Source organism: Flavobacterium sp., assembly GCF_034111225.1.
GTDB lineage: Bacteria > Bacteroidota > Bacteroidia > Flavobacteriales > Flavobacteriaceae > Flavobacterium.
Map to the genome: position 1 here is coordinate 11,632 of NZ_JAWUXR010000004.1, position 13,249 is coordinate 24,880.

General features: G+C 30.8%; 11 protein-coding genes and 1 pseudogene. 5 read left to right on the forward strand and 7 right to left on the reverse strand.

All coding sequences use genetic code 11. From position 1 onward, the window contains the following. Positions 1-12 precede the first annotated feature (12 nt). Positions 13-1,803 (reverse strand): MFS transporter, encoded by a 1,791-nt coding sequence (locus tag UXY25_RS00845; protein WP_414601354.1) that lies wholly within the window; start codon positions 1,801-1,803, stop codon positions 13-15. Between the two features lie 106 nt (positions 1,804-1,909). On the opposite strand from UXY25_RS00845, the gene UXY25_RS00850 reads away from it, so the two are divergent. Continuing rightward, complete coding sequence (locus tag UXY25_RS00850; RefSeq protein WP_320814102.1) at positions 1,910-2,413, forward strand: hypothetical protein; 504 nt, start codon at positions 1,910-1,912, stop codon at positions 2,411-2,413. Positions 2,414-2,462: 49 nt separating this feature from the next. Here the strand turns inward: UXY25_RS00850 and UXY25_RS00855 are convergent, their stop codons facing one another. Then, a complete protein-coding gene (locus tag UXY25_RS00855; RefSeq protein ID WP_320814103.1) occupies positions 2,463-3,023 on the reverse strand; it encodes a Smr/MutS family protein in 561 nt (186 codons plus the stop codon). 274 nt (positions 3,024-3,297) lie between these two features. Here UXY25_RS00855 and UXY25_RS00860 point away from each other — a divergent pair, with 274 nt between their 5' ends. Beyond that, the gene (locus UXY25_RS00860; protein WP_320814104.1) at positions 3,298-3,984 is read left to right on the forward strand and encodes a hypothetical protein; all 687 of its coding nucleotides are present in this window, start codon (positions 3,298-3,300) and stop codon (positions 3,982-3,984) included. A gap of 73 nt (positions 3,985-4,057) precedes the next feature. Here UXY25_RS00860 and UXY25_RS00865 read toward each other — a convergent pair whose 3' ends face one another. The 3 genes from UXY25_RS00865 to UXY25_RS00875 form a co-directional block, all read right to left on the reverse strand. Next, positions 4,058-5,353 (reverse strand): glycosyltransferase family 4 protein, encoded by a 1,296-nt coding sequence (locus UXY25_RS00865; protein ID WP_320814218.1) that lies wholly within the window; start codon positions 5,351-5,353, stop codon positions 4,058-4,060. A 2-nt stretch (positions 5,354-5,355) separates the two neighbouring features. After that, positions 5,356-7,764, reverse strand: a complete 2,409-nt coding sequence (locus tag UXY25_RS00870; RefSeq protein ID WP_320814105.1) for a YfhO family protein — start codon at positions 7,762-7,764, stop codon at positions 5,356-5,358. 86 nt (positions 7,765-7,850) lie between these two features. Beyond that, complete coding sequence (locus UXY25_RS00875; RefSeq protein WP_320814106.1) at positions 7,851-8,105, reverse strand: DUF4834 domain-containing protein; 255 nt, start codon at positions 8,103-8,105, stop codon at positions 7,851-7,853. A 109-nt stretch (positions 8,106-8,214) separates the two neighbouring features. On the opposite strand from UXY25_RS00875, the gene UXY25_RS00880 reads away from it, so the two are divergent. Together UXY25_RS00880 and UXY25_RS00885 are read left to right on the forward strand one after the other, a co-directional pair. Beyond that, the gene (locus UXY25_RS00880; protein WP_320814107.1) at positions 8,215-9,183 is read left to right on the forward strand and encodes a transporter; all 969 of its coding nucleotides are present in this window, start codon (positions 8,215-8,217) and stop codon (positions 9,181-9,183) included. A 1-nt stretch (position 9,184) separates the two neighbouring features. Next, entirely contained in the window at positions 9,185-10,303 is a 1,119-nt protein-coding gene (locus UXY25_RS00885) for a GNAT family N-acetyltransferase (protein WP_320814108.1), read from the forward strand. 90 nt (positions 10,304-10,393) lie between these two features. Here the strand turns inward: UXY25_RS00885 and UXY25_RS00890 are convergent, their stop codons facing one another. After that, a complete protein-coding gene (locus UXY25_RS00890; protein ID WP_320814109.1) occupies positions 10,394-11,659 on the reverse strand; it encodes an aminotransferase class I/II-fold pyridoxal phosphate-dependent enzyme in 1,266 nt (421 codons plus the stop codon). 327 nt (positions 11,660-11,986) lie between these two features. On the opposite strand from UXY25_RS00890, the gene UXY25_RS00895 reads away from it, so the two are divergent. After that, positions 11,987-12,562 (forward strand): non-canonical purine NTP diphosphatase, encoded by a 576-nt coding sequence (locus UXY25_RS00895; protein WP_320814110.1) that lies wholly within the window; start codon positions 11,987-11,989, stop codon positions 12,560-12,562. Here the strand turns inward: UXY25_RS00895 and UXY25_RS00900 are convergent. Beyond that, a pseudogene (locus UXY25_RS00900) lies at positions 12,563-13,165 on the reverse strand (trimeric intracellular cation channel family protein). It lies immediately after the preceding gene. Between the last annotated feature and the right edge of the window lie 84 nt (positions 13,166-13,249).

Below are 13,249 nucleotides of genomic sequence, written 5' to 3' on the forward strand. Positions count from 1 at the left end.
TTTTTAATTCTATTAGTGAGAAGCTTCCAATTCAATAGTATCTACATCAATACCTTGTTTTTTAAGGATTCCTTTAACTAAAAAGGCAAATAAAGTAAGGTATCCAAAACAAATTACTGTAATAACATACGATTGGTGTATTCCAATAATATCAGCTAATTTTCCTTGTATTGGTGGAATAATTCCTCCTCCTAAAATCATCATGATTAAAAACGCAGAGCCTTGCGAAGTATATTTTCCTAATCCTAAAATAGATAAACTAAAAATAGATGGCCACATAATGCTACACGCTAACCCACCAGCTAAGAACGCATAAATTGCAACTGTTCCTGTTGAGAACAAACCTATTGTCATAGCAGCAATACCAAATAATCCAAAAATGATTAATGTACGAGCTGGTTTATCTTTCGTTAAAAAGAAAGCCAATATTTGTAAAATAACACAAACAACATAGTAATACAATGGTTTCATGTCTTTACCTGAAATAATATTTACTAGTAAAATTACTGCGAAAGCTATAAGCGGAACAACAATTAAAGCTAAAGTTTTTTTCATTCCTGTTAAGTTGAAAGCACTAATTGCTCCTGCCCAACGACCAATCATTAAACTTCCCCAATACATTGATATATATGGAGCAATTTCAGAAGACTGAAGTCCTCCAAAACTTTCTAGTTTTAATAATTCTCCTAAGTTACTTCCTATAGCAACTTCTACACCTACATAAGTGAATATTGCTAACATTCCTAAAACCAATTGAGGGTATTGCATTGCCCCCCAACCTTCTGATTTTTTACTTGCTGCGAAATATGAAAAGAATATTCCTCCAAGAACAACTAAAAGCGCCCCAGAAAGCCAATACATTCTCTCGCTTTCCATTTTTGGCTTCAAATCAGCTAGCTTTGCTTCTTTAGATTTTAAATCGCTTAAATAGACTGAAAGTTGATCGCCTGACAGATCTTTTATTTTTTCATGCTTTATAGGTGTTTTTGCAATCTTTAAATCATATTCAATAGTTTGAATAACTTTTGCTTCATCACTTTTGTAACTTTGGAAAACAGGAACAAACATAACGCCAAGTAAAACAGTCATTACAACTAATGTTTTTAAAGCTTTATCTGCTTTTTCCATTGGTTCTTTAGAGATTCCAGCAGGTACTTTTTTAGAGAAATAAAACAATGCTGCCGAAGCTAAAAACAATAATCCTACACCAACGTATAAATAGATAACTTTATTTAATTCTAAACTTGCTATTTGATCATCAGTTACTGAAACCGCAGAACCAAATAAAGCAAAACCAACTAAAATAGGTCCAATCATTGTACCAAAAGAATTAATTCCTCCTCCAAGGTTTACTCTACTTGCACCAGTTTTGGGACTACCTAGTAAAATCGCAAAAGGATTTGCCGCTGTTTGTTGCAATGAAAAACCTAAAGCAACTATAAATAAACCAGCCAACATTCCAACATATAAATTGGCTTCAACAGCAATAATCATTGCTCCTGCACCAAGTGCAGAAAATAACAATCCATACACAATACTTTTTTTGTAACCCCATGAACTAACAATATCACTATTTTTGGCAGTTCCCAAAATAAATAAAATCAAAGCACCTAAGTAATAAGCCGTATAAAAAGCAAAATCAATTAATTGTGACTGAAACTGGTCTAAGCTAAAGTAATGCTTACAAAATGGAATAAAAATACTGTTACCTGCAGCAATAAAACCCCAGAAAAAGAAAACCGTAACAAGAGTATATAATGCTGGGTAATTGGTTTGTGTTGAATTAGTATTAATTGAATTCATATGTTTATTTTTTAAAAGCCTAAAGATAGTATTTTTCGCATTTAACAAACATTTTAGTTTAAATAAAATTATTCGTTTAAATTTGTAATAAATTTAGAATAAATATATGAAAAAGGCTTTCGCTTTATTACTAACAGTTTTCATGTTTTCGTGCGATGATGGAGACGTTACTTTACAATCTTTTGCTTTCGAATCTCAAAGTATCCAGAAGTGTTCAGATAACAATTTAATTTTTAAAATTAAAAATGACGAGTTATTATTGGTAGATATTCCAGAAAGTAATTTTACAAACACAGTTACTCCAGATGGTACACCACGAGAAGTGCTTATAAACTCTACAAATAGGATTATTTATAGAAAATACTCTGGAAATCTTAGCTCAACTACTATTTGTTCTATACTTCCTCCTGCAAGTCCTGTTGTGAATAAAGAATGGAATGCTACTGGAGGAAAAATATTAATTGAAACAGATGAAGTTTTTGATACTGATGGAATAACTATAATTGGATATACACATAATATCACTTTTGAAAATGTAAGTTTTTCAGGTCCTGATAACACTTTTAGTTTTACAACTTATATTTTCGGCGATTACGAAACTGACCTATAATTCACATAAGATAGATAAAAAAAAGCTCCGATTATCTCGGAGCTTTTTTTTATCTATCTACATTTTGTTTGATATACACTTCAGTTGCGCCAACTCCATATTTTTGATAATTGGCTTCTTTAAAAGTTATTCCATCGTACTTAGAAAGCAAAAATTCCAACTCTGATTTTAAAACTCCTTCACCAACTCCGTGTATAAAAACAAGTTTAGGCATTCGCTTTCTAATTGCAAAATCTAACTGTCCTTTTGCATTATCCATTTGGATATTTAATATTTCAAAATTAGACAAACCGCGAAAATTTTTCACTAACTTTTCAATATGTAAATCTACTTCTAAAACAAATTCTTCCTTCTTGCTTTTCTTCTCTTTGACAAATGATCGCTTTTTTTCTTCGGCTTTATCTTGTAAAACAGATGTTAAACTTTTAGAAGAGAAAACGTTACCTAATTCATTGATATTGTTTGTTTTAACTAATTCGTTGACAAAATATGTCATCGTAAATCCGTCGCTTGTTTCAATGATAACCGATGTATTTTCAATCTTTACAACTACACCGTCAAAATCATCATCTAATACCGAAACCTTATCTCCTATTTCTAAATTTTGCATACTTCAAATTATTACTCAAATTCTCATTTAAGATATCTTTCTCAAAGATAAAAAAGTTAAAATAAGAACATCCTATTTACCTGTTTATTTTAAAAATACAGTTTTAAATCACCTGTTCTACTCTTGCCTATTTTATTAATCTTACAACTCATTTTTTTAATCAATTGAAAAATATGTTTTTTCACGAATATAATTTTTGGCACGCATATTGAATATCCATAACCAAAGAACTCTTAAAAATAGAGTTGATGTTTAACCTTTAAATTATTGTATCATGAAAAAAATTACATTTTTAGTTGCAGGAATATTATTCTTAGGAATCAATATTGCAAAAGCATCAGATAGAAAGGTTTTAACTGATGACGAAAGAAGAAGTAGATACCATGTAGACTACAGAGATGCAGAACCAATTGTGTTCTTAGAAAGAGGAGTTGAGTTTTATGTTTTTCCAAACGGTGAGTTTGATTTTAATACGGTTTCAAATCATTACAGCGCAAACCCTAGACCAAGAAGCGGCGGAATAAACACTACACATGGTGCACCTGGAGTTCGTTCTAACTACGGCCCTAGAGATAGAGGAATTAGAATTGAACACGATCACATGGGCAGAGTAAGAAGAGTTGGAAATGCATTTGTCAACTATGACGCTTACGGAAGAGTTAAAAGAATTGGAAATGTTTATATGAGATATAACAGTTTTGCCTTAACTCAAGTAGGTGGATTAAGAATCATTTACAACAGAAGAGGCCATATCATTGATATTATTGGACATGTGAACTATAGTAGTACTCACTATAACCATAACCCCAGAGAAAACGGAGGACATGGAAATGGAAACAACTATGGAGATGATGACTACGGAGATAATAACGACAATGATGATGATTACTACTACTATAAAAAAGACGGTACAAAAGCTAAAATGTCTAAAGACGATATAGTAGAGATTAAAAAGAAATAAAAATTAACACATAATGTTAGTAAAGTTGGTTGGTTTAAAAATCCTGTGGAGCCGAATGGTAAAGCAGGATTTTTTATGAAATAGAATTAAGTAAATAAGCCAAATCGCCAGTAAGAGATTTTCTGCTGTATTTTTGCAAACCTACAGCATGAACACTTAGGTTTTTCTTTAAAAAAGAATCAAAATAAATCAAAATTTGACTTTTTAAGGCTTCTTTTTGATCATAAGTAAAGAAAAAACCCGTATTTGTAGATTTAATAATTTGCTCAAAATCGGCGCCATGAGGACCTAAAGCTAAAATTGGTCGGTCTGAAACCATATATTCAAACAACTTACCAGGAATAATACATTTAGTCTCTGGAGCATTTATTTCAATAAGCAATAAAACCTGTGATGCTTTTTGCTCTTGCAAGGCTTTTTCATGAGAAACATAACCTAATAGATTCATGTATTGCTCCAAACCATTGTCTTTTATTGTCAAAACAACTTCATTACTAACTGCTCCAATCAATTTAAGTTCAAAATGAGAAGCGAATAAAGCGTCTTCAGAGACTAACTCACTTAAAACCTCCCATAACACCATTGGATTTCTTTCTGAAAGCAATGAGCCAATATGAGCTAATGTAAATTTCTCGTCTTTAGCTTTTGGAATTATTTTCTCAACATCATAACCATTTGTAATAACTGAAATAGGTTTTGATGTAATCTCCTCAAACTCTTTTTTTGTAGTTGGAGAAGTCACAATGATTGAATCACATGAGTTTAAGACTTCTTTTTCTAAATCTTTATGTGTTTTAGCTGCCCAATTACTTAACTTTAATTCTTTATGATAACCAATAGTTGTCCAAGGATCTCTAAAATCGGTTATCCAATTGATTTGCATTTCTTTTTTCAGCTGCAAACCTATCAAATGCAAACTGTGTGGCGGACCAGTTGTAATTATTGTATCTATATTATTTTCTACTAAATACTTTCGCAAGAAAAGAATTGAAGGTTTTACCCAAAATATTCTTGCATCTGGAATAAAAATATTTCCACGAATCCAAATCATTGCTTTTTCAACAAACGACTGTTTCTTTTTATTTGGAATAATTCCTGAACTGATATCTTTTGTTTTCTTTTTCGAAAAAAATGAAGCAAAACCATAAGGTTCGAAGATTTTGTTCTTTAAAATAATTACATTTTTAGAAACTTCACTCAATAATTTTTCATCTATTAACGGATACATTGGATTTTCCGGAATATAAACATGAGGTTCATATCCAAAGTCAGGTAAATATTTTACGAATTTCAACCAACGTTGCACTCCTGGACCACCTGCTGGCGGCCAATAATAAGAAATAATGAGTATTTTTTTTTGAGTATTAATAACTACTTGCTTTTCTTATTTTCAAAATACAATCCACCAATTACCAATAAAATCATTCCTATTGAACTCATCAAAGCAATTGTACTTCCAGTTTTTACCACTTGAGGTTCAAACTTAAATTCAATAGTATGCTTACCTGCAGGAACATTTAAAGCTCTTAAAACGTAATTTACATTTAGAATTTCAGTTTTATCGCCATCAACAGTAGCTACCCAACCATTTTTATAATACATTTCTGAAAAAACCGCTAAACCTTCATTTGAGTTATTTGAAGTATATTTTAAGTGATTTGGTTTATATAAATCTAATTTTATAGTTACTAAAGAATCTTTTATAAAAGAAGTCTTCTTTATTTTAAGTTCAGTATTGTTTACAACAGCTACTTTCTTAGTATCTAAACTATCCAAAGCTTTCATTTCTTCATCAGCTGAATTTACCACTTTTACATTTTCAATAAACCAAGCGTTTCCATTAGCGAAAGCATTGTTCATAGCAAATTGCTGTCCTTGCTCGTTACTTTGAATAATATATTTTACATTCAACATATTTAAAATACCAACATTGTTATTAGCAATTTGATAATCAAATAGTTGCTGCATTCTTCTTGGCTTTGCCGCATGATAACCACCTATAGAATTATGAAAGTAAGAAGTTCTTGCATTACTCATATTTCCTGCAACTTCAAAAACCCTATAATGTGTTGTGTCTTGTAGAATTTGCATATCGGCAGCAGTTGGCTGAAAAGGAACTTCCATTTCGTTTGCACTCACAAAACTTTCTTTATTTACGTAATTTTTCGCAATGAAAAACAAATCTCCACACATTAAAACTCCAACTAAAACGACAGAAACAACTGGTTTTAAAGTTTTTTTTATGTATAAATATAAAATTCCAAATGTTGCTAAAACAAGTATTATTGAACGAAATACATCAGAAGAATATAATGAAGACCTGTCTTCCTTAAGCGCTTGCATGAACTCTGGTCCATATGATTGAAGGTAATAATCATCGTTAGCTCCTGAAAAATTAAATAAAGCTTTGCAAAATAACATTAAAACTAAAACTCCTAAAGTAACAGTTCCTGTTTTCCAAAGCGCATTCCACTTCTTATCATCGTCCATTTTAAAGAAGTTATAAAAACCTAAAACAGCTAAGACAGGCAAGCACAATTCCAATAAAACTTGAATCGAAGAAACTGCTCTAAACTTATTATACATTGGTATAAAATCAATAAAAAAGTCAGTCATAATACTGAAGTTTTTACCCCAAGATAAAAACAGAGAAAAAAGAACGCCTGATAATAATATATAATTGATTTTCTTTTTTTCATCAAAGAAAGAAAGCACTGCAAAGAAGAAAACAACAATTCCAATATAAGCTGGAGCTGCAACAATAGGCTGATCACCCCAATAAGTTGGCATCTGCTTTACTAAATTTACAGCTTCATAAGGCGGAACACCTTGAGCGGTAATGTATTTGTACATTTCAGAATCTACACCTAAGTCTTCATGATTAGAACCTCCAAAAATTCTTGGAGCTAAAAGATTTAAACTTTCTGCTTTACCATAACTGTATTCAGTTATGTATTCATAACTCATTGCATTATCAGATTCTTTCTTTTTCCCGTCAGCCTCAAAGCTCAATTCACTACTGCTTCGAGTTGAAATTTTAGCATATTCGGAAGTTGCTAATAAATTTGTAGCATTTGCGCCTATAGCAAGAACACCTGCGATTATAAATACTAAAACAGATTTCCCTAACTCTTTATATGATTTTTCTTTAATAAACTGGAAGGTATAAAAACCTCCTACAATTAGTAATAAAAGTAATAAGTAATACGTCATTTGAAAGTGATTCGCCTGAATTTCTAAAGCAGCAGCAATCATGGTTAGAATTCCACCAACGATATACCTTCTTTGAAACACTAAGAAGACACCTGCTAAAACCATTGGCATATAAGCAATAGCATGTGCTTTTGCATTATGTCCTACACCAAGAATAATAATTAAATAGGTTGAAAAACCAAAAGCTACAGCGCCAAAAAAGGCTTTCAGCGGATCGATTTTCAAAACCATTAATAAAATGTAAAACCCTAAAAAGTATAAAAACAAATAATCAGCTGGTCTAGGTAAAAAACGCAAAACCGAATCTAATTTTTTAATGTAATTATGAGGATAGTTTGCTCCTAATTGATAAGTTGGCATTCCACCAAACGCACTATTGGTCCAATATGGCTCTGAATTGGTTTCTTTTCTAAAATCATTTTGCTCTTTTGCCATTCCTGTATATTGAGCAATATCAGATTGATAGATTTTATCTCCTTTCAAAACAGGATGGAAATAAATAATTGAAACTAAAACAAATCCTATAATTGCTGCTAAATGCGGCAATAACGCTTGGAATTTTTTCATTTAAAAAAGGTGTTTTTATTAAAGCGCTAAGGTAAATAAAAAAAGGATATTGAAACAATATCCTTTTTTTATGATAATTAACCTTTTTACTCTACTTCTACATAATCTACATACTCTCCAACTTTTTTCTTTTCTCTAGGCATTTCTGCTTTTGAAGTTTGCTGTTGAGTATTATTATTTTGCTGCTGCTGAGTTTGCTCTTGCATTTTCTGTTGTACTTTACTCATAGCTTTTCGCATTAAAATGGGTGCAAAAATTCGAGCTAAGAATTTAAACAGATAATAAAACAATACTATGTAACCTAAGGTTCTAAAAAAACCAGTCCATGAAGCCATTTCCATTATTAATATATTTTAAAATTCAAATTTATAGATATATGTCGAGATTTACATAGTATTGTTTCTTAAAATTATTATAAAAATGTATTTTTGGAAGATAAATTAAACACTTATGAAATATTCTAAATTAATAGCTTTACTATTTTTATTAAGCTACCAAGTGCAATTTGCTCAATTTACCGATGAAATTAATTCAAACAGACCCGGAAAATCGATGATGGCCTTTGCTGTTGGTAAAAAAATTATTCAAGTTGAATCAGGTTTAACTTATGTTTCTGAAAATCATAATAATTTAAATTATACGGCAAAAGGATTTATAGGAGAATTAGGACTTAGATATGGTGTTTGGAAAGAAGAGTTAGAAGCTATTTTAGAAGTTCAGTACCAAAGAGATAATTTCAAATCATCTTATTTAAATGAAGGGAGAAGTGGAATTAAGCAATTAACTCTTGGAGCAAAATATTTAGTTTATGATCCTTTTAAAAATTATGAAGAAAAACCAAATTTATACAGTTGGAAAGCAAACCATAGTTTTAAATGGAGACAATTATATCCTGCAGTTGCAGTTTATGCTGGAGCTAACTTTAGCTTAGGTGATAATCCTTTTAATTACGCACCTTCAAATATTGAAGAATCGCCATTTAGCCCTAAAGTAAGTGTTATAGCTCAAAATCATTTTGGAAGCAGATGGGTTTTGGTGACAAATATAACTTATGATAAAATTACTTCAGACTTTAAAAGTTTAAACTATGTACTAACTTTAACTAGAGGGTTTAATGCAGAATGGTCTGGATTTATTGAAAATCAAGGCTATAGTGGAGATTATTATTCAGATGGAATTATGAGAGTTGGAGCTGCTTACTTAATTGGTAAAGACATGCAAGTTGACGCTTCATTAGGTAAGAACTTCAAAAACACTCCAGAACTTTTAACTGTTGGTGTTGGCTTTTCATGGAGGTTTTCAGCTACTTATGAAGAGGTTAAATTAGAAAAAGACAATGGCAGCAAAATGGACAAGAAAATGAAGAAAAAAGGAGAAAAAGAATCTAAGAAAAGAAAAGACGGGGTAGACCTAGAATAAGATGATCACAATTAAAGAAGCAAAAACAAAAAAAGAATTAAAAGAATTCATAATGTTTTCTTTTGATTTGTACAAAGGAAATCCATATTGGGTTCCACCTATAATTTCAGAAGAATTAGACACTTTTGACAAAGATAAAAACCCAGCATTCAACAGTGCGGAAGTTCATTTTTATTTAGCTTATAAAGAAAACAAGATAGTTGGTAAATTAGCGGCAATTGTTAATTGGGACGAAATAAACATACTTAAGAAGAGTAAAGTGCGTTTTGGTTGGTTTGATGTTATCGACGATATTGAAGTTACTAAAGCGCTATTAGAAAAAGTATATGAATTAGGAAACAAACATCAACTTGAAATGGTAGAAGGTCCAATAGGATTTTCAAATTTAGATAAAGTTGGAATACTTACTGAAGGTTTTGACCAGATAGGCAACATGATTACTTGGTACAGCATGCCTTATTATGTTGAACATTTTGAAAAATTAGGACTAACTAAAGAAAAAGAATATATAGAAAGTACTTTCCCTTTTTCAAATATAAACCCTGATTTTTTTCAAAAAGCAAGTGGATTAATCAAACAACGTTATGGAATAAAGTCTTTGAGTTTTACCAAAACAAAAGACGTAATGCCTTATGTAGATAAAATGTTTGATTTATTTAATGATACTTATTCTGTTTTACAATCATTTGTACCTATAAATACAATTCAAAAAGAATATTTTAAGAAAAAATACATCAGTTTTATAAATCCAGAATACATTAAGTTTGTTCTCGATAAAGATGATAAAATGGTCGCTTTTGCCATTATGATGCCAGGCTATGCAGAGGCGTTACAAAAAGCAAAAGGAAAACTATTTCCATTGGGGTTTTATCATTTATTAAAAGCAAGAAATAATTCTAAAGAAGTTGTTTTTTATTTAATTGGAGTTACCCCAGAATATCAAAGTAAAGGAGTTACGGCTCTAATTTTTGAAGAGTGTTATACTACTTGCAAAGCTAAAGGAATTGAAATGTGTATTAGAACACCTGAGCTTGAAGAAAACATTGCAGTACAAAAACTATGGAAAAATTTTAATCCAACAATTAATAAAAGAAGGCGAACATATAGTAAAAAGTTATAACTATTATAGCCTTTACATACTCAAACTTTCTAAAACAAAAAAAGCCTTCTTTTTAAAGAAGGCTTTTTGTATTTATATAAATTTGTGCATTTAAGAAACGTCTAAGTCAACTTTAGTTTCATCTGCAATTTTCTTATAAGTTCCATTTACTAATCTTTCTCTAATTGTTTCAAAAGCTACTAGAGTCTCGTCAATATCAGACAATGTATGAGAAGCAGTAGGAATCACACGCAATAAAATCATTCCTTTTGGAATAACTGGGTAAATTACAATAGACAAGAAAATTCCGTAATCTTCTCTCAATTCGTTTACCATTACCATTGCTTCAGGTACACTTCCTTCAAGATATACTGGAGTAACACAAGTATTTGTATCACCAATATTAAATCCTTTACTTCTTAAACCACTTTGTAAAGCATTAACGTTTTCCCAAAGTTTGTCTTTCAATTCTGGGTGATTACGCAATAACTCTAAACGTTTCAATGAACCTACAGTTTGAATCATAGGCAATGATTTTGCAAACATTTGAGAACGTAAATTATATTTTAAATAATCAATAATATCTTTATCAGCTGCTACAAATGCTCCAATGTTAGCCATTGATTTTGCAAAAGTAGAAAAATAAACATCAATACCATCTTGACAGTCTTGCTCCTCACCTGCTCCAGCACCTGTTTTACCAAGAGTACCAAAACCATGTGCATCATCAACTAATAAACGGAAATTATATTTTTGCTTCATAGCAACAATCTCTTTCAATTTACCTTGTTGCCCACGCATTCCAAAAACACCTTCAGTAATAAAAAGGATTCCTCCTCCAGTAACTTCAGCCATTTTAGTTGCACGTTGCAGGTTTTTCTCCATACTCTCAATATCGTTATGCTTATATGTATAACGTTTTCCACTATGTAAACGAACTCCGTCAATAATACAAGCATGACCATCAACGTCATATACAATTACATCGTTTCTAGTAACCAAAGCGTCAATAATAGACACCATTCCTTGGTAACCAAAATTCAATAAATAAGCTGATTCTTTCATTACAAAAGCAGCTAATTCATTCTCTAATTGTTCATGATATTTTGTGTGACCACTCATCATACGAGCTCCCATTGGGGCTGCTGCACCATATTTTAACGCTGCATCTGCATCTGCTTTTCTTACTTCAGGATGATTTGCCAAACCTAAATAGTCATTCAAACTCCAGTTCAAAACGTCTTTTCCTTGAAATTTCATTCTAGGTCCTAACTCACCTTCTAGTTTTGGAAAAACAAAATATCCTTCAGCTTGTGAAGCCCATTTACCTAAAGGGCCCTTATTTTGTTGAATTCTTTCAAATAAATCTTTTACCATAATATAAAATATGTTTTAAAAAACAGGGCAAAAATAAGAATAAAAAAGCATTTTTAATAATTTATTTTTACATGAAATAGTCTAATTAATTGAACTTTAAGAATTAAGCTCCTCTTTTTTATAAAACTTTTAAAAACTGAGTAAATAAAAAAGGAAAAACAGCCTGAATTTAAATAGTTTAATTACATTTGCACCGAACGACACAGAAATGTGGTTACACGTTCATCATGAAAGTCGACCGCTCCAGGTCGGCTTTTGTACTTTTATAGCATTTCTATTTCTAAATAAAACGGTGTACTTTTGAGTTTTATTTCTAAAAAACATAAAATGCAACTCGTTTTCGCTTCAAACAATAAAAATAAAATTCAAGAAATTCAGCAATTACTGCCCAACTCGATAGAAATATTAAGTCTGGAGGAAATTGGCTGCCTTGAAGACATTCCAGAAACTTCAAATACTATTGAAGGAAATGCAATATTAAAAGCAAATTATATTACCGAAAAATATGGCTATAATTGTTTTGCTGATGATACAGGGCTAGAAGTTGAAGCTTTAAATGGAGAACCTGGAGTATATTCTGCACGATATGCTGGAGAACAAAAGAGTTCAGAAGACAACATGACAAAACTTTTATTTGAACTTAAAGACAAATCAAATAGAAATGCACATTTTAAAACTGTAATTGCTTTAAATTTAAACGGAAAACAACAATTATTTGAGGGTATAGCAAAAGGAACCATAACTTTAGAAAAAAAAGGAGTTAAAGGATTTGGGTATGATCCTATTTTTCAAGCTATCGGCTACACTTCAACATTCGCCGAAATATCAATGGAAGAAAAAGCAAGAATAAGCCATAGAGGAATTGCCACAAGAGCCTTAATTGATTTTTTAATAAAAAAATAATCACTCTTTATATGGTGAAGGCAAATACCATTTATTCTTCACTGCTAATAACCTAAAAGCAATCATAAATAATGAGGTTACAATATATAAAACATCCGTATTTAAACGAAACTCATTCAGTATAAAGAATAAAACGCCACCACTTATACTTATAGTTGCGTAGATTTATTTTCGAAAGATAACTGGTATTTCATTACACAAAATATCACGAATAACACCTCCAAAACTTGCCGTAATTGTTCCTAAAGCAATACATATAATTGGATGTAGCCCAACGTCTACGCCTTTCTCAATTCCTATAATTGTAAAAATTCCCAATCCTATTGTATCGAATAAAAATAATGAAATTCGTAATTTTTCTAATCGAGCCTTGAAAATAATCGTAGCGATAAAGCCAAAAATTATTACATAAACATAAGTCAAATCTAGCATCCAGCCTACAGGAGTCTTACCTATTAGCATATCTCGCAAGGTTCCACCGCCAAGAGCTGTTACAAAAGCAATTATAAAAACCCCAAATGAATCTAACTTTTTATTCCAACCAGTTAGTGCTCCAGAAATTGCAAAAGCTAGCGTACCAATAATGTCTAAAAATTGAAACATTTTTTAATAAAATTTAAATTCAAAGACAAAAATAGCCATAATTACAAAATATAAAACCGATTTTTAAGATACTTTTTAGTATTA